General features: G+C 60.4%; 23 protein-coding genes. 3 read left to right on the top strand and 20 right to left on the bottom strand.

Annotated elements, in window-relative coordinates; all coding sequences use genetic code 11:
- Positions 1 to 8: 8 nt before the first annotated feature.
- Entirely contained in the window at positions 9 to 1,184 is a 1,176-nt protein-coding gene (locus WYH_RS09170) for a Rieske 2Fe-2S domain-containing protein (RefSeq protein WP_046903585.1), read from the bottom strand.
- Between the two features lie 111 nt (positions 1,185 to 1,295).
- On the opposite strand from WYH_RS09170, the gene WYH_RS09175 reads away from it, so the two are divergent.
- Positions 1,296 to 1,910 (top strand): TetR/AcrR family transcriptional regulator, encoded by a 615-nt coding sequence (locus WYH_RS09175; protein WP_046903586.1) that lies wholly within the window; start codon positions 1,296 to 1,298, stop codon positions 1,908 to 1,910.
- Positions 1,911 to 1,965: 55 nt separating this feature from the next.
- Here WYH_RS09175 and WYH_RS09180 read toward each other — a convergent pair whose 3' ends face one another.
- The 6 genes from WYH_RS09180 to WYH_RS09205 form a co-directional block, all read right to left on the bottom strand.
- Positions 1,966 to 4,323, bottom strand: coding sequence for a TonB-dependent receptor (locus tag WYH_RS09180; protein ID WP_053833509.1), 2,358 nt, complete (start codon positions 4,321 to 4,323; stop codon positions 1,966 to 1,968).
- Between the two features lie 116 nt (positions 4,324 to 4,439).
- Complete coding sequence (locus tag WYH_RS09185; protein WP_082347931.1) at positions 4,440 to 5,015, bottom strand: aromatic-ring-hydroxylating dioxygenase subunit beta; 576 nt, start codon at positions 5,013 to 5,015, stop codon at positions 4,440 to 4,442.
- Positions 5,012 to 5,803 carry an SDR family NAD(P)-dependent oxidoreductase gene (locus WYH_RS09190; RefSeq protein ID WP_046903589.1) on the bottom strand — a complete coding sequence of 264 codons (792 nt, stop codon included), beginning with the start codon at positions 5,801 to 5,803 and terminating at the stop codon, positions 5,012 to 5,014. The genes WYH_RS09185 and WYH_RS09190 overlap by 4 nt, the downstream gene beginning before the upstream one ends.
- Positions 5,804 to 5,842: 39 nt before the next feature.
- On the bottom strand, positions 5,843 to 6,454 hold the full coding sequence (locus WYH_RS17285; protein WP_053833510.1) for an SRPBCC family protein: 612 nt from the start codon (positions 6,452 to 6,454) through the stop codon (positions 5,843 to 5,845).
- 44 nt (positions 6,455 to 6,498) lie between these two features.
- Positions 6,499 to 7,143 (bottom strand): aromatic ring-hydroxylating oxygenase subunit alpha, encoded by a 645-nt coding sequence (locus tag WYH_RS17290; RefSeq protein ID WP_053833511.1) that lies wholly within the window; start codon positions 7,141 to 7,143, stop codon positions 6,499 to 6,501.
- Positions 7,144 to 7,488: 345 nt separating this feature from the next.
- Positions 7,489 to 8,436, bottom strand: a complete 948-nt coding sequence (locus WYH_RS09205) for a LysR family transcriptional regulator (RefSeq protein WP_053833512.1) — start codon at positions 8,434 to 8,436, stop codon at positions 7,489 to 7,491.
- 240 nt (positions 8,437 to 8,676) lie between these two features.
- Between WYH_RS09205 and WYH_RS09210 the strand changes: the two genes are divergently transcribed.
- The gene (locus WYH_RS09210) at positions 8,677 to 9,366 is read left to right on the top strand and encodes a dienelactone hydrolase family protein (RefSeq protein WP_046903591.1); all 690 of its coding nucleotides are present in this window, start codon (positions 8,677 to 8,679) and stop codon (positions 9,364 to 9,366) included.
- 66 nt (positions 9,367 to 9,432) lie between these two features.
- Here WYH_RS09210 and WYH_RS09215 read toward each other — a convergent pair whose 3' ends face one another.
- The 12 genes from WYH_RS09215 to WYH_RS09270 all read right to left on the bottom strand — a co-directional run bounded on the left by WYH_RS09215 (position 9,433) and on the right by WYH_RS09270 (position 20,374).
- The gene (locus tag WYH_RS09215; RefSeq protein ID WP_169780751.1) at positions 9,433 to 10,536 is read right to left on the bottom strand and encodes a WD40/YVTN/BNR-like repeat-containing protein; all 1,104 of its coding nucleotides are present in this window, start codon (positions 10,534 to 10,536) and stop codon (positions 9,433 to 9,435) included.
- A gap of 79 nt (positions 10,537 to 10,615) precedes the next feature.
- Entirely contained in the window at positions 10,616 to 11,020 is a 405-nt protein-coding gene (locus tag WYH_RS09220; protein ID WP_046903593.1) for a Zn-ribbon domain-containing OB-fold protein, read from the bottom strand.
- On the bottom strand, positions 11,020 to 12,168 hold the full coding sequence (locus tag WYH_RS09225) for a thiolase family protein (protein WP_053833514.1): 1,149 nt from the start codon (positions 12,166 to 12,168) through the stop codon (positions 11,020 to 11,022). The genes WYH_RS09220 and WYH_RS09225 overlap by 1 nt, the downstream gene beginning before the upstream one ends.
- A gap of 2 nt (positions 12,169 to 12,170) precedes the next feature.
- Complete coding sequence (locus WYH_RS09230; protein ID WP_046903595.1) at positions 12,171 to 12,641, bottom strand: hotdog family protein; 471 nt, start codon at positions 12,639 to 12,641, stop codon at positions 12,171 to 12,173.
- 9 nt (positions 12,642 to 12,650) lie between these two features.
- Positions 12,651 to 13,775, bottom strand: coding sequence for a CaiB/BaiF CoA transferase family protein (locus WYH_RS09235; RefSeq protein WP_046903596.1), 1,125 nt, complete (start codon positions 13,773 to 13,775; stop codon positions 12,651 to 12,653).
- On the bottom strand, positions 13,775 to 14,311 hold the full coding sequence (locus WYH_RS09240; protein ID WP_046903597.1) for a MaoC family dehydratase: 537 nt from the start codon (positions 14,309 to 14,311) through the stop codon (positions 13,775 to 13,777). Before WYH_RS09240 ends, WYH_RS09235 begins: the two co-directional genes overlap by 1 nt.
- A gap of 11 nt (positions 14,312 to 14,322) precedes the next feature.
- Positions 14,323 to 15,540 carry a CaiB/BaiF CoA transferase family protein gene (locus WYH_RS09245; protein WP_053833515.1) on the bottom strand — a complete coding sequence of 406 codons (1,218 nt, stop codon included), beginning with the start codon at positions 15,538 to 15,540 and terminating at the stop codon, positions 14,323 to 14,325.
- A gap of 273 nt (positions 15,541 to 15,813) precedes the next feature.
- Positions 15,814 to 16,704, bottom strand: coding sequence for an intradiol ring-cleavage dioxygenase (locus WYH_RS09250; RefSeq protein WP_046903598.1), 891 nt, complete (start codon positions 16,702 to 16,704; stop codon positions 15,814 to 15,816).
- 34 nt (positions 16,705 to 16,738) lie between these two features.
- A complete protein-coding gene (locus WYH_RS09255; protein WP_046905018.1) occupies positions 16,739 to 17,806 on the bottom strand; it encodes a maleylacetate reductase in 1,068 nt (355 codons plus the stop codon).
- Between the two features lie 5 nt (positions 17,807 to 17,811).
- The gene (gene pcaF, locus WYH_RS09260; RefSeq protein WP_046903599.1) at positions 17,812 to 19,020 is read right to left on the bottom strand and encodes a 3-oxoadipyl-CoA thiolase; all 1,209 of its coding nucleotides are present in this window, start codon (positions 19,018 to 19,020) and stop codon (positions 17,812 to 17,814) included.
- Positions 19,017 to 19,673 carry a 3-oxoacid CoA-transferase subunit B gene (locus WYH_RS09265; RefSeq protein WP_046903600.1) on the bottom strand — a complete coding sequence of 219 codons (657 nt, stop codon included), beginning with the start codon at positions 19,671 to 19,673 and terminating at the stop codon, positions 19,017 to 19,019. Before WYH_RS09265 ends, pcaF begins: the two co-directional genes overlap by 4 nt.
- Entirely contained in the window at positions 19,661 to 20,374 is a 714-nt protein-coding gene (locus WYH_RS09270; RefSeq protein WP_046903601.1) for a 3-oxoacid CoA-transferase subunit A, read from the bottom strand. Before WYH_RS09270 ends, WYH_RS09265 begins: the two co-directional genes overlap by 13 nt.
- A 98-nt stretch (positions 20,375 to 20,472) precedes the next feature.
- Here WYH_RS09270 and WYH_RS09275 point away from each other — a divergent pair, with 98 nt between their 5' ends.
- Positions 20,473 to 21,237, top strand: a complete 765-nt coding sequence (locus tag WYH_RS09275; RefSeq protein WP_046903602.1) for an IclR family transcriptional regulator domain-containing protein — start codon at positions 20,473 to 20,475, stop codon at positions 21,235 to 21,237.
- A 148-nt stretch (positions 21,238 to 21,385) separates the two neighbouring features.
- Here the strand turns inward: WYH_RS09275 and WYH_RS09280 are convergent, their stop codons facing one another.
- The gene (locus tag WYH_RS09280; RefSeq protein WP_156320111.1) at positions 21,386 to 26,023 is read right to left on the bottom strand and encodes a hypothetical protein; all 4,638 of its coding nucleotides are present in this window, start codon (positions 26,021 to 26,023) and stop codon (positions 21,386 to 21,388) included.
- Positions 26,024 to 26,034: the final 11 nt, after the last annotated feature.

Genomic DNA, 26,034 nt, shown 5'->3' on the forward strand with positions numbered 1-26,034 from the left:
CGAAGGGCTTACAACCCCTTGGTGGGGGCAAGCATTTCGGGCACTTCCCAGCTGGTCAGCGGCTCACCCATTTCGAGCGCTCGCAATTCGCGTTCCCACATCCTGCGCAGCAGGACGATGGCAAGGTCCGACCGTCCGAGATGTTCGGCCGAACGATCGACGATCTCTCCCTGCCCCACTTGCGTCACATAATCCTGGATACCGGTAATATCGGGCCGCGGCGGTATGTCCGACATGGCGATTTCCCCGGACATCACCCTTCGCGAGACATCCTTGAAAGATTCGAGCGCGGCGATCTGCGCATTGACTTCGTCCCTGGCCGCGATGAACTTGTCGATGTCCTCCCCCGCGATGCTGACACCCTGCACGATGAAGGTCATGTGCAGCGTATCGGTGACCGGGATCCGCCAGCTGATGTAATTGCGCCATTCGTTTTCGCCTTCGGCACTCGGCGGGAGCTTGAGCATCAGTATATTGGGCATCAGGAGATGGGTTTCGCGAACCCGCCCGTCGCTCCTGACGCCCTTGGCGACGAGCCCATATGACGTCTGCTCCGCCTCTACCTGCGGAACTTCCTCGTTAAGGCCGGAATGCTCGAACAATCCGGTACTATGAGTGAAGTTCACATGGACTTCATCAATACCGTTCTCGATATTCTGGAAATAATTGCAGTCCCGGAAATACGTGCTGACATCGAGATAACTTGCATCCTCGAATGCGGTGTAGCGCGGCATCTCGGGCGGTTCACCATCACCGACATAGGCAAAGACCAGGCCCAGATATTCCCTGACCGGATAAGTCTTCAGCTTGATCCGCCTGATGTAATTCTCATTGTCTTCGCCAGGCACTTCCTTGCACTGCCCGTCAGTGCCGAATTTCCACCCGTGATACATGCAACGGATTCCGTCGCTTTCCACCCATCCCGTGGAAAGCTGTGTGCGCCGGTGGGGGCAGCGGAACTCGGTCAGGTTCAGCGTGCCATCCGGCGTACGATAGAGCGTGAAGGATTCACCGAACGCATGGACAGGCCGCGCGCGACCCGGTTCGATCTGCGTGGCCATGGCAATGGGCTGCCAGAAGCTGCGCATGAAGCGCCCGGCCAGGGATGCTGGCGACACCTGTTCGAACTGCCGTTTCGTTGACCAAAGATCGGGGGACGCAGCCTCGGGCGACATCATGCTCATTTCCTGTTCCTCTCTCTACCGCGGACAAAAGTAAACTCATCAGTTTACTTTTGTCAAGCTGCCGCACCCGGATTAGGTTGGCGGGCAACTGGCCAGAAAGTGACGGAAAGAATGCGAACGAAACGCGATGACATCATGCGCGCCGCATCGGAGGTATTTCTTCGCAAGGGGTTTGCCGCCGCCGGCGTCGATGAAATCTCCGAGGTCGCCCGCGTATCGAAGCGGACGTTGTACAAGCACTTCAAAACCAAGGACGATCTTCTCGGCGCGATGATAGCCCGCAAAAGCGAGGAACTTTCCTCCGGGCTCGACCTCACATTCGACGATGCCCACACCCCCCGAAAGGCGCTGGACACGCTCGCCCGGCAATATCTGGCACTGGTGCTCACCGAAGAGAGCATCGACCTGTTTCGTCTCGTGGTCGCGGAATCGCAGAGCTTCCCGGACTTTACCCGCTCGTTCCATGAAAACGGGGTGATCCATCTGCGGAAATCGCTCGCCCTCAAGCTTGCCGAATGGACCGAGGCCGGGCTCATGGAAATCAGTGATCCGGAAATCGCAGCCGACCAGTTCCTTGGCGCTTGTGTCGGCTCGCTCCGGATCCGGGCCCTATTCCCTCCACACCCCGCCGAATTCCCCCCTTCACTGGACAAATGGATCGACCACGCGGTTGTCCATTTCCTGCGAGGCGCCGACTACAGGGCAAGCGCCTCGGCCGAGGGATGAAGGGAATTCCGGCAGGTTGACGGTCGAAACCTTCCGCACGGGGCCAATAGCCCCATCAGAAATGGAACCCCATGCGCAGCCCGTAGGTTCGCGGCGGCGCGATCGAACTGGTGTTCCATCCGGTCAGGAAACCGTGCTGATTGCCCCCGCCCCCGACATAGATGTCCTCATTCGTCAGGTTGCGCACCCACGCACTGACATACCAGGCCTTGTCCGGCGCATTATAGGTGAGAGACGATGCCAGGGTAACATAGCCTGCCTGCTGCTGGTCAGGATGAAAATCCGCCGCCAGCCATGTCTTGGATGCAAAGCTGGCATCCGCGCTGAAAGTTATGTCCCCGCCATTATCCAGCTCAAACGCCTGATCGAGCCCGACCATCCCGCTCCATTTCGGAGTGCGCATCAGCGGGAACCCGGAACAATCAATGCTGACAAGTCCCGTTGCGCCGGGAGCGCTGACCGGACAGCCGACGCGCCCCGGCGGAACGAAATTGGCGGGCTGTTCGACTACGAAATTACCGTATTCACCATCGACATATTCGACCGCGCCCCGGATCGTCCCTCCCTGCCACGGGGCCGCCACTATATCGAGGCTGGCACCCTTGATCGTTGCGCCTGCGGCGTTACGGGTCATGAGAACGACGGAATTATCACCGTCAAAGCCGGGCATAGACATCTGCAGGTTCTTGTAATCGTAGTAAAAACCTTCAAGATTCACCTGCAGCCGGTTATCCAGGAACCGGTTCTTCAGCCCAATGGTGTAGGCAGTGATGGTTTCCGGATCGAACGGTATCAGGGAATCGCGCGTAACCAATGTTACGGACTGGTTGAAACCGCCGGCCTTGAAGCCAGTGCTTACATCAGCAAACAGCAGGCTCTGCGGTCCGACATCGATCTCTACCCCACCCTTCCAGGTCAGGCGGTCAAAGGTTTCCTCGCTGTCGTAAAAACCAGGCGTCGGATTGTATATCGGGCACAGCGTTCCCGGCATCGCGCCATTGGGTGGTGTGCAATCGTTGGATGACGGCGCCGATCCCAGTATCATCGGCGAGATTGCATAGCGTTCAAAATCGAAGGCGCGGCGCTTGTCGCTCGTATAGCGCAGCCCGCCAGTCAGGCGGATCGCATCGGTAATACTGTAGGTCAATTGCCCGAAGGCAGCATAGGCTTCAGTGCCCAGGCTTAACACGTTCCGCGTGTTCAGCGCCATGCCCGCGCGGATCTGGTAATCGGTGGTCTGATCCTCCTTGAACCAATATCCTCCCAACACCCATTTCAGCCGGTCACTTTCATTTCCGAGCCGCGCCTCGAGCGAATACTGGGTCGAACGTTCACCGTCCGGCGCATCTCCTGCCGCATTATAGGGCGCGCCGAGATTGTAGTTATAGTTGAAATTGAAAGAAAGTTGGGCGTGCGTCTTCCGCCAGGCCGGGATGAGCGTAAAGGTCGCAAAATCCATTTCGTAATCGAGCTGAAGATGTGCGGCATAGGATTCGACATCTCTGAACAGCGGAAAAAGCGATGGATCGTCGACCATGAACGGCGGCATCGACATGCCGCCGCTATCGGCATATTGCTGCGCAAATGCATCAAGGAATGCCGCAGCATAGGCGGGATCAGTCGTACCTGTGCGAACCGGGAGGCCCGGAATCGCCGGCAAGCTAACGATGCCCGAACCAACTCCCCCCAGATGCGTATAGCTGAAGGATCCAAGGATCGACATGCGCTCGCCCGCCAATGCCCTGCCCTGGATTCGCACCGCTTCCCGGTCATCGTCATCCGATCCGTCGGAAAGAAAGCCGTCACGGCGATTCAGCTGATAGGACGCTCGGAACGCCGCGGCATCTCCAACTGGCACGTTCAAAGCGCCTTCCACGCCGAACTGGGAATAATTGCCGATTATTCCGTCAATATAACCGCCCAGCTCACCGAAGCGCGGCTGGACAGTAATCAGATTGAGAACCCCCCCGCTCGCGTTCCGCCCGTAAAGCGTTCCCTGCGGCCCCTTCAGCATTTCCACGCGTTCGATATCGAAGAAATTGCCCGAAATTGCCTGCGGTCGGCTCACGACCACCCCGTCGATATTCGTAACCACTGCGGGATTGGACTGCGCGGTGACACCATAATCGCCGATACCGCGCACATAGATCTGGGTGCTCGTGCCGCCACTTACCTGCACGCCAGGCAGCAAACGCGATAGATCATCGGGCGACACGCCGCCCGCCTCCTTCAGATCATTGCCACCAAGAACAGCGATGGAAAGCGCGGTCCGCTGCGCCGACTCCGACCGTCGCTGCGCGGTCACGACGATCTCAACGATGTTGGGAGTGGTGCCGGTGGACGCATTCCGATCTGCGGCAGCCGTGACCTGATCTTCTTCCGCCAGGACCGGGGTGGAAAAAGCAAGAGCCATCAGGCTTGCCCCGAAAAGACCCACGCGGCTCGCGCGGACACCAGGCGTAGAGAATCCTCGCTCAACACGATACTTCATCAGATCTCTCCCAATTATTTTGTAATTTTATTTTTTACTTACATCATGAAATATAAGTCCGAATCCAGGACCACCCTCTGGGGGATATTTATTCTTCGCCGGACGAGCCGAAGCCCCTCATTCGTCATGCGCAGCAGGTCTTCCCGCCCACCGACAAGGATCGACTGCTCGCGTTCACGCCGGTTCCGGCAGACGAGGAAATTCGAAAGCGCGTGAATGTCGCCAGCAACATCCGTTTCAAAGGCTTCGATATTGGTGATGAGATGCCGAATACGCGGCGCTGGATCCAGGCGCCGGGCAAGATTGGTTTCGAGTTGGCAAATCCGCGAATCCAGATCTTCGAAATCGTCGTCGTAAATCGAAGGGGGAAAGGCAGGCGGGGCTTTCCGGTCATTCTTGTACCGATCTTCAAAAACCGGCAACCAGTAATGTATTTCCCTATCCACCATTGCATCAATCCATTCACGGTAATTGGATTGACTGAATAGGCGCGCCTCCCGGAAGTAGAAGCGACAGACAGCATTGTATTCCTTGTCGCCAACATCCTTCAACATGGCTCTACCCGCACTCCCATCGTGTTGATCCGATTGTTCTGATCCGGCGCCCACGCTCATCGTGCCAGATATCCGCCATCGACAGGCATCGCCGCCCCGGTAACGAAGGACGCATTATCGGATGCGAGAAACGCGATTACTGCCGCGACTTCTTCCGGCTCCGCCACCCGTTCCATGGGATGCCCTTCTGCCATGGCCGAAAGAATTGCCGTTCGCACCGGCGCGTTCGCTTCCTGATCGGGCGTCAGGCTCATCCCTGTCCGCACCGCGCCCGGGCAGACACAGTTAACCCGGATGCCTGCAGCCGCATATCGCGTGGCAAGAGAAGTGCTCAGCTGGCGAATGCCGGCCTTGGTCACATTATAAAGAAACGTGCTTTTCCCGCCCATCTCCTGCCCGATGAAAGACGACACCGAACCGACACTGACAATCGCGCCGCCCCCTTGTTCGATCATCTGCGGCACGACAGCGCGCGCCATCAGGAACATGCTGGTCAGGTTGTTCGCAATGACCCGGTTCCACTCATCGAGCGATACTTCGTCAATATCCCCGACATGATGAATCCCCGCAGCATTGATCAGTATATCGACCCGGCCGGAATGGGTCAGGGCCTCCTCGATGATCCCGGCGGACGCCTCTTCGCGGGAAACATCCGCAGCAACTGCCGACACCGCGCATCCATGCGTGTCGCGCAGCTGCCCGGCCAAGGCGTGGAGAGCGTCCGAATTGATATCTGTCAGAGCCAGATCGGCGCCACCTGCGGCCAGACTGGCAGCTACGGCTTTGCCGATACCGCTGGCAGCCCCGGTGACGATTGCCGTCTTGCCCTTGAACTCAACCGGATCCATCAATCCCCCCTCCGAATTCTTCCAGCCGCTTGGCGCAGATCACCCGTCATCAACCCGGCGGGCCTTGAGCGCCTCCCAATCGCCGGCCTCCATCACGTCCTTGTAGAAACTGTAGAAGCCGCGCACGCCGATTTCGGAGACAAGGAAATCCCCTATCTTTCCAGGCATTTGCTCGTCTCGCGTGTCGTATTGGAGGCCGAGTGTCGAATCCATGCTGCCCTGCTGGGCCATCCGGCCGCGAAGCGCGTCGGTAATCGACTGGAAATTGTCCGTATCGTCGGTTTCGAATGTTCCCGCCGTCGCAAAACCGCGCATCGTCTCCTTCTGGATGGTGCGCTTCAGCTCTGGCGGCATATCCTTTTCCACCATGGTCCAGGTCCACACTTCGATCTCGTGCGGGCCACGCGGCATCCAGACCTTCCAGACATTCGTACCGTAAAGGAAGGAACAATTGGGGAAGATGGTATGCGCCATATGCGAACCGTAAAGGCGCGCCCTTTCTTCCCCCAGCAGCCCGGCCACTTCAGGCCGCTTGGCTTCGATGAAATTATGGTAATCGGGCCGCCGGTGAAGCGCCGCCGCCGCATCGTAGATCACGCCCGCACCATGGCCATAACGCGTCGAAGCCACGAAACCGGCACCCTCAGGCATATGCGTATTGCCCGCCACACCCGATAACGGCCCACCGAGAACCTTCAGCGATGGCTGATGCGTCCCCCGACATGGTAGCCATCGAGGAAGTTCTCGCTCGGCACTTTCCAGTTACACTGGATGATCGACTTTACCGGCGGACCGAGCAGTTCCATGCCCGCGCGCGTCGTGAAACAGTCGATATACCAGGTGATGTCGCCCAGATATTCGGCCAGCGCGGGTGCATCGGGATCGAAACAGCCGAACACGAAGCCACCATAACTTTCCACCCTGGCCACCGGGGCGAGGCCAAGGCTCCCCTTGTCCAGCTCCCCGCCATAGGCCGCCGTCTTCGAGGGGGCCCCCCGCAGCGAACCATCGATACCGAAGGTCCAGCCATGATAGGGGCAGACGAAAGCCCGCGTATTGCCGGATTCAGCGTGGCACACCCGCGAGCCGCGATGCGTGCAACTGTTGATGAAGGCACGGATTACGCCATCCGCACCGCGCACCACGATGACCGCATCCTCCCCCATATAGGTCGAGAAATAATCGCCCGGATTGGGAATTTCCGATTCATGCGTAAGAAACAGCCAGCACCGCCCGAAGATACGCTCAAGCTCCAGCTTGTAGATATCCTCGTCAGCATGGATCTGTTTCTTCTGCTTCGATCCGGCCACATCGATGAGTTCGGCGACGTCTATATTCATCACCGCCCCTCCTCAAATTTTCCGTAAATTGGCAACCGGGAAGGGAGGGCGCGGGTAAAGCTGGCAAAAACCGCGCCGGGAAGGGCGCTTTTCTTCAAAGCCAGACCCACTTTTTGAAAAACATGAGTTTGCATTTTTCGACGACGCCTCCCCACGCCGATCTTGCTTTCTGTTTTCTCCGCACTTCTGCTTAGGTGCTTAGTTGATCGACGGCCAATCGAAACTCCAGAACTCACATAAACGGTGCTAATCTCCTGACAGGAAATCAGCGATCATGATGTGCGGGGATGGATGAAAAGGCCGCGGATCATCGTGGAAAAACGGCATTGCGGCGATCCGCACCGATCAGGTCCGGATACCAGGCACCCTGCCAGTTCGCTCAAAGGAGATCGCGTCGCGGTGGACCGGCAGCCCCCATAGCTCGCAAACCTGAAAAATCTCCCGGATAAAGGACTTTGCAAGGCTGCTCGCGCTGTATTCCGCACGCACTACGAGATAATTCCAGCCCTCGAAGCATTCCGGCAAATCATAGGCGACGAGACTGCCCTGCTCTCTTTCCTTGATGATGGAATTGTCAGAAAAGACAGACCAGCAATCGGTATTGGATACGATTTCCTTCGCAGCATAAATCGAATTCGACACCAGTATGTTGCTTTCATGGATTTCCAGTCCGCTGGCGGCCAGTTCGGTCTTTATGCTGGACAGAATGCCCATTTCGTCGGGCGGCAGGATCAGCGTGTAATCCATGAAACCGCGCAGATCGCCAGTGCCCTCCAGCGGGTGCCCCTTTCTGGCGCACAACAATTTGCGCGACTGGAATATCCGGAAAGCCTTGAGCCCTTTCAGGTCGAAATCGGCGGGATTCTGGCATACGAACAGATCGATCACGCGATCGCGCAATTGCCGAACAAGCGCATCGACGAGGCTTTCCTCTAGAATAAACATCTTTGTGTCAGGGCGGCTGGACTTGAGATTGGCCGCCGCGCGGGCAACGATGTGGATGCCGCCGCCAGTCGTTGCCCCGGCCAGGAGCGAACCGGCGCCGCCGGCCATGAGCGATTCTATCTGCTGCGTAGCCTGAGCAAGCTCGCGGTCGATCGTGCGTGCATGGGCATATAACGCCTCGCCATAGATTGTCGGTTCAACACCATGCGCGGATCGGGTGATGAGCTGTACGCCGACTTCCTCTTCCAACTGCGCGATACTTTGTGAAAGTGCAGGCTGGGTAATGTGAAGTTCTTTGGCCGCCTTGCGAAACCCCCCTTGATTAATAAGAACGGCGAGGCGCAGCAATCGCTGGGGGTCTAGACGCATCTCAAATCGGTCATCACTTTACAGAATATATTGCGATAATGGACAGGGTCCCCCGCAAATACCAGCACTGATTTTACGTTCCGGTAAAGGAAACGACAGCTCCCGATTTCCTGGCGGATAAGTTCCCCTAATGCACTGCGTGCACTTTCGATTGCCTGTCGACCTCGCGAAAACCCTAGTCATTCCTCCCCCACCCCAGGAAGATAAAGGAGCGAGGAAGTGAGCCTGAACGTCACGATCGAAAACCAGCACGGGGAACGGTTCGGCGCCTATGCGACGGGCCAGGGTCCGCGCGGAATTGTCATTGCCCAGGAAATATTCGGCGTCAGCCGATCGATGCGCGCCGTAGCCGATTGGTTCGCGAGCGAAGGCTTCACCGCGGTGGTACCCGACCTGTTCTGGCGCCAGCAAGCAGGGCTGGAACTCGACCCGGCTTCAGAAAGCGATCGCGAAACCGGAATGCAGCTGCTTAAAAGCCTGGATGAGCCGGCAGCAATCTCCGACATCCTGGCCAGTGCCGACTATCTGACAGCAGCCCACGACTTGAAAGGGCCGGTCGGAGTGGTCGGCTATTGCATGGGCGGAAAGCTTGCTTTTCTCTCGGCCACGGAAGGCAATCATCCGGCGGTCAGCTATTACGGCGTTGGCATTACTTCGGTGCTGGATCGCGCATCCGGGCTAAAGGCTCCGGTCCTGCTGCATCTTCCGGAAGAAGATGCCCTTTGCCCCCCCGAGGCACAGGATCGGATCAAGAGCGAACTTGCCGGCAACGATCTGGTATCGATCCAAACTCACGCCAAGGTCGGACACGCTTTTGCACGCCGTGCATCCCCGGCATTCGTGGAATCCGCCGCGGCGGTCGCGGATGCGCAAACGCTGGAATTCCTCCGCTCTGCCATTCCCGCCTGAAATGCGAAGCCCCGTTCGAACCATCATCGAACGGGGCTTCGGGGAGCGGGTTCAGGAACCGATGGTTCAGGCAGGCGCCCCGGCACCCATGCCTGGAGGCGGGGGGCCATCGATCAACCCCTTGGCCAGCAGGAAGTGCAGCCCTTTTGAAACTGGCGGAAGATCCTGTGCAATCCGGCTCCAGCTCTCGCCATCATCAGAGCTGAAATAAACGTCTCCATCGGTTGTCCCGAGGAAGACCGAGCACGAATTGCCATGGCTTTCGATCATCATCGCTTCGATACTGGCGGTCATGGGTTGCGGCAGGCCGTTGGTGACGACTTCCCATGTCTCTCCGCCATCACGGCTGCGCGCCACGCTGGCATTGGCATTCCTGGTCGGAATCCAGTGTCCGGGAGTGTCCTTGCCACCGGCAACGAACAGCAATTCCTGGCGCCCCGGATCAAACACCATCGGATCGGGGTAGCCAATAGCTGGCAAACGCTCCTTCAGATTTTGCCAGCTCTTCCCGCCATCATTGCTGACAAGCAATCCGAATCCCGTGGGCAGGAAGAACTTGTCGGGATGCTGTGGCCGGATCAGCAACCGATGGGCATCACCTTCGACTTCCTTGGCAACGCCAGCGCGGGTCAGCAGGTCTTCCCATGTTTTCCCGCCATCCGTGCTGCGCAGCAATTCACCCTGTTCCACACACGCATAGATGCAATTCGGATCCGCAGGATCGAAGGTGATGTATTTGACATGCGCTTCATGCGGGGGCGGCGGGAAGGTCCAGTCATCCAGATTGGGAGCTGATCGGAGTGTATCCAGCTCCGTCCAGGACATGCCCATGTCAGTGCTCACATAAAGATGCGCGGGTTCAGTTCCGGCATAGAGGCGCGCTTCGCCATCGACATTGCACGCCGCCACGGCAAAGACATTGTGCGAAGCCAGCCCGTTATTGCGAAACTCCCAGCTGGCACCTTCATCCGTGCTGATCGCAATGCCGCCATCATGCGTTCCAGCAATCATGGTTCCGGAAAGCTCTTCCCGCGCGAGAGAACATATGTGGTGACCGGCGAGCGTCTGCCCGACATTTCGCCACTCCCCGTCACCCTCCCGCCTGAGATGAAACAGCCCTTCGGCCGTTGCCACGAACAGATCGGGTGACGGAGATGGGTTCGAGAACATCGATGTTCCCGAGTGAGAAAGGTAGATCGCCATGCAAGCCTCCTATTTGCGGTTGATCCCGCAGTTTTTCTCTCTTCATTCAAATGGCTGGCCGGAACCGGGGCAGGGCAATTTCACCGTCCCCGTTTTCGAAACAGACCTTAACCTTCATGCCGATGCCGACCGCCTCCGGCTCCACGCCGACGAGGTTGCTGACCATCTTCACGCCTTCTTCCAGCTCGATGATCGCCACGACCGCCGGCAATGGCCCACCCCAACCGCCGAGCGGTTCGCGAAGCACGCTGAAGCTCCAGACTTCGCCATTTCCGTCTGAGCGGACCCATTCCCGCTCCGCCGAATGACACGAATGGCACAGCGGACTGGGCGGATGGCGGCTGGTCCCGCAAGACTTGCAACGCTGGATAAGCAGGGTTCCATCGCGGCACCCTTGCCAAAATCCTTCGGTGTCGGGATTTTCGATCGGGGCGAAGTTGCGGCCAGGCATCAGTTCAACTCCTCGTTGGCGAGCAGCAATGTGTAATGCATCCCCAATTGCGAACATTGGCTGCTGACCGCGGCGGTGCGTGCCTGGCGGACCTGTCGTTCACCGCCATCGCCGCGCAACTGGATCACCGCTTCGGTGATATGCGCAATGCCCCCCAGATGCCCTTGTGAAAGCAGGCCGCCATGGGTGTTGACCGGCAATTGTCCGCCCAGTTCGATCCTGCCCCCTTCGACGAACGAACCGCCTTCGCCCTTCTCGCAAAAGCCGTAATCCTCCAGCGTTACGAGCACGACGGAGGTGAAAGGATCATACAGTTCGGCAACATCGATATCCGCCGGTTTCAACCCCGCCATGGCATATGCTCGTCGCGCCGCTCCGCAAGCGGCAGAGGTCGCCAGTTCGGGGGCGTGTTCCAGCGTGGCGAAAAGCGATGAGGCACCCATGCCCTCGATGCCTACCGGCAACCGGGCCAGATCGCGAGCACGGTCCCCGCTGGTGACGATCACCGCGCCGGCCCCGGTCGCCGGAACGCAGCAATCGAATAATCGGTAGGGGTCGGCCAGCAGGCGCGAAGCCTGGTGATCCTCGATCGTCATCGGCTTTCGCATTACCGCATCGGGATTGAGCGCCGCATGTTTCCGGCAAGCGACGGCCACTGCCCCGAACTGCCTGGATGTCGTTCCGTAAAGATGCATGTGACGCATGGCCCCCAGCGCATAGCTGACAGGCGCCGCGCCAGCACCGAACGGATTCATGAAATCTTCCCACCCGGTCGACAATCTTCCCCAGCCCTTGCCTTCGCGGCTGAGCGGCTGCTCCCCTCCGCCCGATGTGCAAAGCACTGTTGTGCAAAGCCCGGCACGGATTGCCGCCACTGCATTTGCGATCATTGCTGCCGGCGCACCGCCGCTGAGGCTTGTTTCATTGACGTAATGCGGCGTTATGCCAAGTCTCTGGGCCAGCAGGGAGGAGTTGTTCGCCTGTGGGTTGGTCCGGACCTGCTGGGTAATCACGCCATCGATGTCGGATTTGTTCAGCCCGGCATCCGCGATTGCCGCCACTGCGGCGCGCAGGCCCAGTTCAACCGATGTCATCTCGGATTTGCGTGCGACTTCGCTCTGACCGATCCCTACGATGGCGCAGTCCATCCTCATTCGCCCCCAACCGGACTGTTATCAAGCAACAGCGTGCAGCTGGCCTCCAGAACCTGACGATCATCCTGATTGAACCCCTGCATTTCGCAAGTGATCCAGGGGTCTTCCGGATTGTCGGACTTGGCGGCGATGCGCCCCGCAAAACGCAGGCTGTCACCTTCGAAAGTCGAATAGGTCTGCTTCGTCTTCAGTTTGCACAAACGCCCCTTCGGGCCCACCCAGTCGGTCAGGAGCCGCACCAGCAACGATTCCCTGAACGCGCCACTGGCGATGAAGGTGGGCAAGCCCGATTGCTCCCTCACATAATCCCGGTCGTAGTGCAGATTGGCGTAGTTTTCCTGGAACCCGGCCCAGCGTACCGCATCGATAATGGTTACGGGCGGATACGAACGCCCGGGAATATCGCCCCCCACTTGCGCAGAGGCAAAACTCGGGATGGATTCCACCGCTGAAGTCTTCAGATCCATCAAACTCTCCTAGATCACGGCCATTTCGATCAGCGCGCTGCGTTGCGCGTCGGAATATCCCAGCTCGGCGAGTATCTCGGCCGTATGTTCCCCCAGCATCGGCGCACGGGCGATTGCATCGCCCTTCGCCACTGCGATGGCCCCGACTGGAAGCCGCACCTGCCCAAGCAGCGGATGGGACATCCCGCGCAGATAGCCGCGGGCAACCAGTTGCGGATCGTCGAGCAATTCCATCGGCGTGGCCACTGGTGTGGCTGGAATGCGCCGTTCCTGGCCTTGCGTCACGAGATCGAGTTTGGCGAAGCCCATTGACCAGCGATCAATCTCATCAAGGAGCTTTTCCTTCTGCGCATTCCGGTGCGCTTCGGATTCCAGATCCTTGTCGCTGTTGAACGCGGGGTCGCCGGTCCATTCCACGAATCTTTTCCACCCGTCCCCGGACGGCGGCACGCTGAGCATCCAATAACCATCGGCACAGGGAAACGCGCCCGAAACCGCCGTCACCGCGCCACGATAGCCCATGCGCTCAGCCACCTTGCCCAGAGCCGTATAGCCCACCATGGCCTGTTCCATCATCGAGATCAGGCATTCGGTTTCGGACACGGTTATGCGATGTCCCCCCGCATTGTCTTCACCCGCCAGAAGTGCGGCAGAAGCCGCAAGCGCGACATGCAGGCCGGTAATGGCGAAAGCCACGTGTCCGCCCGGGACATAGGGGCGCTCTCCCGGCTGGCCGGTGATGGAAAGAAGGCCGCTGCGCGCGACCGTGCACAATTCCCCCATTTCGCTCGTCACATCTATGAAGACGAGATCGGGTTGGGCGGCGAAGAGATCGGCTTCCGCCACCGGACAGGAATCGCTGGCGATCATCACGTCGCAACCGCGCACAAGCTCAAGCAGGATATCCTTGCCCGCATCGCTTTCCAGATCCAGCGAAACGCTGCGCTTTCCCGCATTCAGGAACAGGTGGTTCGCCCCTGATTCCAGCACCGGCGCGCCGTCGACAAAGGGGCCCTGCCGCCGCAAGGCATCCCCTCGCGGACATTCGACGCGGATCACGTCATGGCCGGCTTCCGCCAGCAGCCTGGTTGCATAAGCGGCATTCGCCGGCGCGAGATCCAGAATACGTGCCATCAGGCACCCTTCCCGGCACCTTGCGGGGCAGGGGCCGGCTTGAGGTGGGCAATGGTCTGGAGCCGGCGAAAAACAACTTCGCCCGCTTCATCCAGAAGCCGTTCTTCCCGCTGGGAAAAGATAGTGGTGTTGCCGCTCCTTCCCTTTCGGGCGAAGATGTCCACGACATCGCATTCGATAAACAGCGGTGTGTCGAGATATACGGGGGCAAGCCATTCGGATTCGCTGCCGGCATTACGGGCTTCCGTATAGCCGGCAGGCATGGGAAGGCTCAGCCAGGGATCGGTCCATTCGCCCCCCTCTCCCCCAACTCTGCGGAAGACTTCATGCACCACCATTGGCGGCACCACCCTGCCGCTATAACCTGCGGCACGAGCATATTCCTCGTCAAACCAGAGCGGGTTGTAATCGCCGGTCGCCCGCGCAAAGCGGCGCACTTCGGAACCCGATATCGGTTCAGGCACCTTTATCCTGCCGATGCCGCGCCCGATCCAGGCCCGCAATTCCGGACCAATGAGATCTTCATCCTCTGCCATGTCCCCACTTTCTAATGAAAGGCGCCTTCGCGCTCGAACTCCGCGAAATCTGCCGCAGCCAGACTGATCCAGTCTTCAAGCACCGCCTCTGTATGCTCGCCCATCGCCGGTGCGGGCCGCAGGGCTTCCTTCAGCCGGGGCCAGGAAACCGGAAGGCCGGTGACACGCCGCTCGCTATCTTGCGGGTCGTCTATCGGGCGGAAAACCGCGCCCGCCTCGTCAAGGTCCATCACATCGGGGATGCGGTTCATGCGCGCTGCCGGAACGCCCGCCTCGATCAGCCTTCGCTCGACCTCGCGACTGTCCAGCAAGCTCGTCCATTCCTCGATCGCGCAGTCGAGATCGCTCGCCGCGGCCTGCCGCCCGCGCGCCTGCATGAAGCGCTCTTCATGCAGCAGCCCCTCCCCTCCGATCACGCCGAGCAGCGCGCGCCACTGATCATCGTCCTCGATCGTAATCGCGCACCATTCATCTTTTCCCGCGCAACGATAAACGCCCTGCGGCGAATGCGCGCTGCACCGATTACCCGGCCGGGATAGCGGGCGCTGGTTGATCGAACATGCGGTGATCAGCCCGCCAATCGTGGAGGCGCTGCATTCGAACTGGCTGATATCGAGATTGGCCCCTTCCCCAGTGCGCCTGCGGCTGGCCAATGCCTCGGTTACGGCAAAGCAGCCGTGAATTCCGCCGATATAGTCGTTCCAGGAATTGGCGATCGCCACCGGCGGATCCCCTTCCGACCCGGTTGCCAGCATCAGCCCGGAATGCGCCTGGAGATTCATGTTCATGCTGATCCAGTGCTGGCGCGGGCCCGAATGGCCGTATCCCGACAGGCTCAGATAGATCAGGCCCGGATTTGCACTGGCCAGCGCATCGTAATCCAGGCCAAGCCGTCCCATCACGCCGCTGCTGAAATTCTCGACGATCACATCCGCATTCGAGGCGAGCATGAAGGCGACCTTCCTGCCTGCATCGGTTTTCAGGTTCAGCGTGATCGATCGCTTGCTGCGATTGGTGTTGAGATAAAGCGGCGGCCGGTCCCGCCGCCCCGGCGGATTCTCGCCCGGCCGAAGCGCACCGAGCATGTCCGGCCTGGAACGGCTTTCAACCTTCACCACATCGGCCCCGAGATCGGCCAGCAACCTCGTACAATAAGGACCGGCCAGGATGTGACTGAAATCAAGTACGCGTATACCTTCAAGGGGGGATACGCGTTTGGATTCGGCCATTACAGGCGTGGCTTTCCTGTCACTTGCAGAACTGCCAGCAGTCATGCCCGAGCTTCCGCTTGTCCGTTATTCCTCATGCTGAAAAATCTACAGTCGCGCCTGCTGACTGACTAATTCAATCTCCAGAGCGCTCATAATTCAGCCCTATCGCCGGACTTGCCAGTTCAACGGCATGTGGACTTTCCGGGCGGAAAGCTGCCCCGTGGCGGCGGCGCGAATATTGACGGGTAGCGGAGAAGATCGGGCAGACCGATCCAATGACTTCAGCCCAAACTAGGCAGCAACCAGCACGAAATCCCATTCGACGTGCCAGAAAGGTGCCGCCAAACCGTATTTTTCAGCCAGCGCCTGATCTTCGACCCTGCGGAAATCGGCAATCAGCGATTTCTTCACGCCGAAGACGGGATCCGAGGCAAGGAAGGGACAATCAGGGGCGAAGATATGGGTAGTGACAGTCTGGAATCCTTCGCCGCGAACGATGAAGTGAATATGCGCGGGCCGGTTGGGGTGCCGCCCCAACGCCGTCAGCAGCCTGCCGACAGGGCCATCATGGGGAATGGGATAGTGGCGCGGCTTTACGCTCTTTAGCCAATATTCGCCTTGCTCATCGGTAGTGAACACGCCGCGCAGATTGTAGTCGGGCTGGATGCCCTTCTGCTGCACGTCATAAAACCCTTCGTCATTGGTTTGCCAGACATCCACTTCGGCACCGGCAACGGGCCTTCCCGCTTCGTCCACCACCCTGCCGCTGATCACCAGCGGTTCGCCTTTACCGTCGAGACAGATGTTGTGCCCATTGGGATAGTGCGGGGAATTCTGGACGTAGAATGGCCCGAGAACGGTGTTGGCCGTCGCTGCTTCGGGCCGCTCGTTCGAAACGGCATCCACCAGCATGGATACGCCCAGCACATCCGAAAGCAGGATGAATTCCTGCCGCCAGTCAGTGCACATATGCCCGACATCGGTGAGGAAACGGATCCCTGCCATCCATTCCTCTTCGGTTATTTCCGCTTCCTTGATCGCTGCGTGCAGATGGTTGACCAGCACGGTCATGATCTCGCGCAGCCGCTCGGGCGTCTGCTCCCCCATCCTGCCATTGACCAGCGCGGCGGAACGCGCCTGGTCAAAATACGGATTTTCCGCCGCAATATCGAGATTGCTCATCACATTCTCCCTTCAGGTCCGGTTGAATGGCAATTCATTCGCTGGCGGGAGCTGTTCCGGCCCACGCTCGCCACAAGGTCTCTTGCAAGGCCCCACGTTCGAGCGGACGCGGGTTCCAGTAAGGCGATGCCATCGTCCTCTCCACGGTGGTTTCGATGTCGCTTTCGGCAAGGCCAAGTTCGCGCAGGCTGGCGGGGGCACCCATTGTGCGGCCAAGCCGCTGCAGGGCCAACGCCGGATCGTCAGCATCCAGGACCACGCGAAGAGTGGCCATCGCTTCCGGCACAGCCGGCGCATTATAGGCCAGTGCATGGGGGAGAACCACGGCATGGGTTTCCGCATGAGGCAGGCCGAACGAACCGCCCAGAGTATGGCAAAGCTTGTGGTGCAAGGCCATGCCTGCCCCGGCAAGGCACATTCCGCACAACCAGGCGCCATATTGGGCCATTTCGCGGGCGGACACATCCCGTTGATCGGCGGCAATACCCGGCAATGCCGAAGCGAGAGACCGTATGCCTTCCGCCGCCAGCAGGCGGATCACGGGATTGCTTTCTCTTGCGTATAGCGCCTCGACCGAATGGGCTATCGCGTTCAGGGCGCTTGTACCGGAAATGCCGACCGGCAGTTCCAGCGTCAGTTCCGCATCATAGATGACGAGTTCGGGCAAGACCTTCGGATCTCTGAGCGTGGTCTTGGCCTGATCCTGTGTCTCGCCCAGGATCGGTGTCATTTCCGATCCCGCATAAGTGGTCGGAATGGCAACCTGCGGCAGGTCTGTCCGCAGGGCGAGCGCTTTCGAAAGGCCGAGGGCGGAGCCGCCCCCGATCGAGATCAGCGCATCGGCCTGATGGGTGTTGACCAGCTGCAGCGCCTGTTCGGTTACGCCAACCGGCGTGTGCATGGCGGCGCCCGCAAAGATTGCGGCACATGCGCCACCGATCCTGGCAGCGACCATTTGCGCCAGATCTTCCTGCGCAGGTGTTGTCACCACCAGCGCCCGCGAAAGGCCGAGCGCGGCGATCTCTTCGGATAGCTGCCTTATCGCCCCGGCCCCGAACACGACCCGGCCAGGCAAGGATTCGTACACGAAGGAACCGATCATCGGATTCATACCCTTTCGATCGCCAGCGCCAGGCCCATGCCCACACCCACGCATAATGTGGCCAGACCAAGCCTGCCTTCATTCTGCTCCAGCTGACGAAGGAGCGTCAGCACCAGGCGCGCGCCCGACATTCCCAGCGGATGACCCAGCGCGATTGCACCGCCATTGGGATTCACTTGTGCTGCATCGTCAGGCAATCCCAGGCCGCGAAGCACCGCCAGAGACTGACTGGCGAACGCTTCGTTCAATTCGATCGCATCGAAATCGCCGATAGAAAGATCCAGCCGCGACAGCAGTTTTCCGACCGCGGGAAGCGGGCCAATGCCCATCCTGCCCGGTTCCACCCCCGCAGATGCCATGCCGAGAATGCGGGCGCGCGGGGTCAGCCCGTTGCGCTTCGCTGCGGCTTCATCCGCAATTATCAGTGCCGCGGCGCCATCATTGATTCCCGATGCATTGCCTGCGGTAATAGTGCCACCCGGATCGAATAGCGGCTTCAATCTGGCCAGCCCGGCCAGAGAAGATCCGGGCCGCGGGTGTTCGTCTTTCGCAAAGAGGGTGGTTTCCCCACCCTTCCGTCCAGGAATCTCGCAAGGGACAATTTCGCCCGCGAAGAAGCCGCGTTCCTGCGCCATCTCCGCGCGTTGCTGACTCCGCAGGGCGAAATTATCCTGATCCTCCCGAGTGATGCCCACTTCCTGAGCTATATTCTCGGCCGTGCGCGGCATCGTTTCGGTGCCATGCATGGCATCCAGCACGGGATTGACGAAGCGCCAGCCCATTGTCGTGTCTTGCAGCGCGAGATCGCGCGCGAAGGGCGTTGCGGGCTTGGCCATGACGAAGGGGGCGCGGGTCATGCTTTCTACCCCGCCGGCAATTACCAGCCCCGCCTCGCCGCAGCGGATCGCCCGCGCCGCCGCCCCAACCGCTTCAAGCCCGGACGCGCACAGGCGATTGACCGTCACCCCCGGCACGCTGACAGGCAGGCCGGCAAGCAGCAGGCTCATCCGCGCGACATTCCGGTTGTCCTCCCCAGCCTGGTTGGCGCAGCCGTAATATACTTCTTCTATCGCGGACGGATCGAGATCGCTGTTGCGGCGCATGAGTTCACGCAACACGATCGCGCCAAGATCGTCCGCACGAACGGCAGCAAGGCCTTCACCATACCGCCCGATCGCGGTTCTGATACCGTCACAGATGAACGCTTCCGTCATGCTGCCTGCCCTTCCCTGGCATCCGCCAGTGGCACTCCCACCAATTGGCGGAGGGCATCCAGCGAAAGCCCGTCGATCAGTTCAAGCACCTGCGCGCCACACGGGCCGACCGCGATGACCCCAACATCCGTATATATTCTGGACACGCAGCGGGGCGCTGTGATCGGACAGGTGCATGCTTCCACCAGCTTGCTCACACCCTGGCGGGTAAAAAGCTCCATCATCACGAAAGTCTGCTTCGCACCGATGGCGAGGTCCATCGCGCCTCCCACGGCGGGGATCGCGTCATCTTCCCCCGTATGCCAGTTGGCGAGATCGCCGTTCACCGCCACCTGGAAAGCGCCAAGCACGCAAATGTCGATATGCCCTCCGCGCATCATCGCGAAGCTGTCTGCGTGATGGAAAAAGCAACCGCCCGTTAACAGGGTGACAGGCTGTTTTCCGGCATTGATGAGGTCGGGATCTTCCTCGCCCGGACTCGGGGCTGGCCCCATCCCGAGCAGACCGTTCTCGCTATGGAGCAGAACTTCCCGGTCTTGGGGCAGAAAATTCGCAACCAGGGTCGGCAGGCCGATCCCGAGATTGACATAAGCCCCGTCCGGAATGTCCCGCGCCACCCGCTCCGCAATGGCCTGCCGGCTCAATTTGCGCATGTCGCCCCCTCCTGCGCCGATGCCGAGGCAGGGCCGCCGGGCCTGACAGCCACAAGGCGCTGTACGAAAATCCCCGGCGTCACGATCGCCTCCGGGTCCAGCGCCCCCAGCTGAACCGTCTCAGTCACCTGGGCGATCGTGCACCTTGCGGCCATGGCCATGATCGGACCGAAATTGCGCGCCGACTTGTGATAGACGAGGTTGCCCCAGCGATCGCCCTTCAGCGCCTTTATCAGCGCGAAATCGGCATGAATCGGGTATTCCAGCACGTAGTTGCGGCCATCGATCTCGCGCTCCTCCTTTCCCTGCGCCAGCTGCGTTCCGTATCCGGTGGGAGTAAAGATCGCGCCCAGCCCAGCGCCGGCCGCATGAATGCGCGCGGCGAGATTGCCCTGGGGCACAAGGTCCAGTTCGATCTTTCCGGCGCGATACAAGGCATCGAAATGGTGTGAATCCGGCTGGCGCGGGAACGAACAGATGATCTTGCGGACCCTGCCCGCCTTGATCAGTGCGGCCAGCCCCGTCTCCCCATTGCCTGCATTATTGCTGACAACCTCCAGATCGCCCGCCCCGGTTGCGATCAGCGCATCGATCAATTCATCAGGCATGCCGGCTGTTCCGAACCCACCCAGCATGATCGTGGCCCCATCGCGAATTCCCGCGACCGCCTGTTCCAACGATGCTGAAATTTTATCGACCACAGCATGAACTCCCTCGGTGCAAACTTCAGGGAGGGGCATCTTGAGTCAACCGATAATCAGACATATGTTCGATAATCGGTTATTAAAATGAAGGTAGCATGGTCGACCATTCCCGATTTTCGGGCGATCCCGAATTCATGATGTCGCTGGCAAAAGGGCTGGCGGTGCTGCGCCTGGTCGCAAATACACAGGGCCAGATCAGCATTGCCGAAGCAGCGCGGCGCACGGGTTTCAGCCGTTCGGCTGCGCGCCGATGCCTGTATACGCTTTCTCAATTGGGCTATGTCGCCTGGCACAACGAAGGCTTTGTCATCCAGAACGAGCATTATTCGCTCGGCTCGAACTTTGTCGGGACGGGATCGCTGGCGAGCCGTGCCACCCCTATCCTGGAGCGATTGCGAGACGAACTGGGTGAATCATGCTCGCTCGGCATCCTTGATGGCGACCATGTGCGCTACATCGCCAGGGCGCAGACAAGCCGGATCATGTCGATAAACCTCTATGCCGGCAGCCGACTGCCCCTCTGCGTCACCTCAATGGGAAGAGTATTGCTGGCAGGCTGCGATCAGCCGATGCTCGATGAATATCTTGGCAGAACAAGCCTGACGCCCCTGACCGGGAAAACGGTGACCGATCCCCGGCGCCTTCTCACCATTCTCGAAGGCGTGAAGCGCGATGGATACGCCATCGTCGATCAGGAGCTGGAAATCGGATTGCGTTCCGTCGCCGTGCCCGTGGAAAGCTCTGGCCGGGTAATCGCCGCGCTCAACATCGGATGCGCGGCGAGCCGCATCCCGATCGAGGAAATGCTGACGCGCTTCCTGCCGAGGCTGAGGAAAGCCAGCGAAGAGCTGCGCGCCTAGGACAGGGCCCGACCCGCATCCATCGGCCTGACAATCGCCGGGCCTGACATGCCAGCTCAGCAGTCTGCCGCGACATTGCTGACGCGGCAGACTGCATTGCGTTGCCATAGGGGCGGAGTTTCGGGATTTTCCGCCCCTGTTCGATCCCTCAGTTCTTCCCGAAGACAATCCCGCCATCGACCTGCTTGTCGAAGCCGGTATTGCCGAAGGTGTAGGACAGGCCGATATGACTGGCCCCTTCCCCTGCCAAAAAGCCGGTGAACACTGCGCCGCAGGCCCCGCTGCCTCCGCACACGGCGCCACTGCCCGAAGCGGTCAGATTATACTCGCGGAACACCATGTTGTTCGTCCCGCTGGTGCCCACTTCAATGCCCGTGCCGGGATTGGCCGCGCCGCCATTGGTGGCGATGTTGTAAGTCGATCCCCCGATGCTGACTGCCACATCGATCCCGACGCGCGGCGTGGCGCCAAAGGCCACGGCCGCCGTGCCCGTGGCACTGCCCGGCGCCAGGGAACCATCGCGGATCGTCGGATTGGTCGCACCCGCCACGGCATAAGTTGCCGTGCCCGAAACCGGAAGGTTGGTTGCAGGCGTGCCTGATACAACGTGCCAGCCGCCATCCGCCGGCAATGCGACGGAACCCATCGCGTAATAGCGCCCACCCGTTTCGCCCCCGGCCCAGCGGGCCCAGCCGATAACATCGGCCACACTGCCTGCTTCGTTCAGGGACGCGCCGCCAATCGTTGGCTCCTCGTTGGGAGGAGAAAAGCTGTAGGCGATCGGCGCACCGGTGGCATCTTCATATGTCACCGTGGTCGGCTGCCGCTGGTCAATGCCGATGACGGAAGAAGCGTAGGTGGTGATCTGGTTCTCCACCGCGGTCCCTTCCAGCGGCGGCGCATCGGGCACAAAGGCCCCGCCTTCAAACACCGCCGCACCGGAAACCTTCGGAGTTTCCACACTGGCACCGCGAATGATGTAGCCAAGGCTGGCCCACCCCGCGCCGTCTCCCCCAATCTGCCCGCCAAGGCTCACTTCGCAGGCCCCACCTGCCAGGCAGACGCTGGTATCGGCGCTGACACTGGCATCGAGATTGGCGAAGAATGTCAGCCCGCTTTCGCCGCTCGTATCCAGAAGCGCGGCACCATTGGCGGGGTTGGCCGCACCGCCTGATGTCTGGAAGCTGTAGGTGGCGTCAGGCATGGTAACCGTGCCTTCCAGCCCAACCGTGGGCGCGGCGGCGAAACGCACCGCCATCGCACCGGTAAAGGTGCCGGGCGCGGTCGACTGGTCGGAATAGACGGGCCGCGTCGCCGCCTTCAGCGCATAATTGATGGTTCCGTTGGATGGCGCGTTTACCAGCGGAGCGAGTACGGCGTAATGCGCGCCGTTATTCGGTCCGTAAATCGCGGCTGAACCCTCCAGCCGGCCACCTGTATAGCGGCCAAGCTGCCAGTCGGCACCGCCAGCCAGATCGGCCACGGCCATGCCTGCACCACGCGCGAAAAGCAGATTGCCTGCTTGCGACGGATTGGTGTCGTTATAGGTCAGGGACACCAGCCCGCGATCGTCATAAACGCCATCAAACATGGCCAGGCGATTGATGGTGTTCAGCGTAAGGTTTGAACCGCCGGCATTAATATACAATGGCAATTGGCCATCATGCGCGAAGGCCATGGCAAGGCTGCCAGACGCCACACCTGCCCCCGCATCCAGCGAAATACCGGCCAGATCGTCCGACCGCGCCGAAAAGACGCCGGTTGCCTGTTCCGCCCCGCCAATTGTGAGGAAGGTGCCTGCAAACAGATCAAAATCTTCATTCAGACTGCCGAGAATGCGCAATGAACAGGCGGCCAGATTGGTGCAGTAATCGCCCGACCCGCTGGTGAACGGCGCCATGGCAAATCCGGACGAGGATGAAAGCACCGCACCGCTCGTGGCGACACCGGCCAGCCCGCCCGGCGTGGCGAAGCCATAATCGGCATCCAGCCTCAGCACCCCTTCGGCGGCCATGCGCGGGACCGGGCCAAACGCCACCCCGATTGTCAGGTCCAGCCCCGCATTGGGGAGATCGGACGTGGTCTGGATATTGTAATCGTCGATCAGGTAAGTCGCCGTGCCACTGACGGGCAGTGTCGGGGCAACATCCGAAATGGCGACCATGTCCAGGTAACGACCGGCCGGCACGGTAATATCCGTCCCATTGGCTTTGAAAGTGCCGGCGCCGTAACGCGTTAACAGAACATCATCATCGCCGCGCTGCTCGATCAATGCCAGGCCATTGCGATCGAAACTGGTCGTTCCGCCGCGCGAAATCGTATCGAAGCCGCCATCGGCATTGCGCGAAGCCGTATCGTTATGGGCGCCATAATTGGTGGCAAGGCGGCCGCTGCCCCGGTCATAGAAGGTGGTCCGATAGGCGACCATGCCATCCGTATCGAAGCCCGCGCCGACCAGGCCGCCGCCGGGCAGCTCTCCATCCGGATCGCCCCCATCATCGCCGCTGCCGGCAACGAAGCCCGCCGATCCGGTAAAGCCGACACTGCCCGCGCCGCCATTTCGCGAACCATAGGCAAGGACAAGCGCGTTGGCGCCCGCACCCGCAGGTGTCGCCCCCAGATAGATTTCGCATCCGGCGGCACCGCTGACACATGCCTTGCCCGTGCCGGATAATGCCGCTGTCTGCTGGATGGCGATCCTGTCGGCAGAAGCGGCGAAAGCAGTCACCGCCAGACTGTCCAGCCCATCCAGCCCGCCCGGCGTGGTAAAGGTGTAGGTCGCATCCCCGGGCATGACGACACTGCCTTCAGCCGCCATGCGGATCTGCAGCCCGTCATATTTGACTGCCAGTGCGGCATCGAACGTGCCCGGTGCCGAAGAACCATCATTGAAAGTGGGGCTGGTGGCACTGTCCAGCACATAATTGATAGTGGCGCTGGAAGGCACATTGGACAGGGGGACGGCAGTGGTAAAATGCATCCCCTGATTGTCGCCCAGGGCGAAACTGCCACCTGCCAGCGTGAACTGATCGCCGGTCACGCGGGTCGAAGTGGTGGCTGCCCCCTGGTCCCGCTCCGCCGCGGAGGAACCGCCATCCACCAATATATCATTGCTGATATAGACCGGCACGCCTTCGGCATCGAGCACTAGCGGAGCGGTGAATCCGCCCGTGCTGACCGCTGCAACTTCCACCGCCTGCGGCCGGTTGATGGATTGCGCCATCGCATAAGTGGCCACCGTGCCACCCAGAGCAGGCAGGCCCGGAAAGGCATCCGCATCCGGGTTTTCAAAGGAAACATAGCTGAAATAGGTGTTGAGCAGGTGATTATCCTCAGCCCGCCCCGCCTGCTGCAACGCCAGGCTGACACTGTCGTTGAAATAGGTTTTCAGCGTCTCGAAATCGGCGGCCGAATATTCGCTCGGCAGGCCGTCTGCCTTGATATGGTCCAGGAAGCCATCGACAGCTGCCAGCATCTGCGCTGGGGTCGGGCCGGGTTGCGGATCTATATCGGGATCGAAACCGGTGAAATCGCCCGGCAACCCGCCGCCTTCAAGGTGGGCAAGATAGGCCCGCAGCAATTGCGCCTGGGCGCTGAACAGGCTGTCCAGCATACCCGACGCTTCCAGCGCGGCCAGATAGAGACGGATCTGCGCGGCGGTGGCCCCGCTGTAACCCGCAATGTCGCCGCCCTGCGCGATATAAGCGAGATAAGCTGAAATCGCCGCCCCATATTCGGCAAGCAGATCGGTATCGATTGCCGGGCCGTACTGGAATTGTGCGGGATTGCCCCCACTGGCCAGGTAATCCAGATAGGCCGCGACCAGTGATTGTTCGATGCCCACGATGCGGTCCAGCAGGCCGTTATCCCGCAAATATGCCAGATAGGCATTCACCGCATCGATATTCGCACCGTTGAAATTTCCGGGCGATCCACCCGCCGCCAGCAGCTCCAGATAGCGGGTCAGGATCGCGTTGTAGGACGCCTGGAATTCTCCGGCAGCGCCGCCACTGGCTAGGAACCGCAGATATGTATCGACAAGCCCGGGGGACAGGGATGCGCCGCCTCCCGCGCGCAATTGCGCAAGCGTGGCGGCAAGGCGGTTGGAATAAGCCAGCAACCGTTCCACATCGCCCGCAGGAAGGCTGCCTGAAACCGGCCGCAGCGCCCGGCCATCAATGGCACGGGCAGCCTGCACCACATCGCCCGACGCACCGATCGCGCCCAATGCCTGGCCCAGCGATACGGGCAAGCCATTGAAGGCAGCGGCACGGATGCCCTGCGCCCGCAATTGCGCCACCGTTGCCGCCGGCCCTTGCTGTGCCGGGTTGGCGAATACACGCGCAGGTGCCGCGGATGCGGCCATCCTCCAGGCGGAACCGGCATCGAATGTCTGGCGGCCGCCATTACCATCGACCGTCATGGATCCCTGCAAGACGTGGCCCCGGACCATGCCTGCATTCACCGTCAGGCTGGCCGCGCCGCGCAGTATCGCATTGCCGCCACCTTCGAAATTCACGATCACCTGCGAATTGGCGGGCGATTTCACCGTCGCCGCGCCATCGGCGATGACAATCTGCCCTTCGCTGATCCGGAAGCGCGCCTTGCCAACCAGGCCGACAATGCTTCCGTCATCCAGCCGAATCTGGGTCACGCCGCCCTGGCGTTCCTGCCAGCTGCCTTCGGGAACCGCCCCGTTCTGGCCGAATATGTAATCCGCCGCCCGCGCAGGCTGGCTAACGGTAAGGAGAGAAGCCGTGGCAAGAAGGATGGCCTTGTTCAACATCAGGTTCACTC

Origin of the sequence: Croceibacterium atlanticum (genome assembly GCF_001008165.2) — a bacterium.
In the GTDB taxonomy this organism is placed as follows: domain Bacteria; phylum Pseudomonadota; class Alphaproteobacteria; order Sphingomonadales; family Sphingomonadaceae; genus Croceibacterium_C; species Croceibacterium_C atlanticum.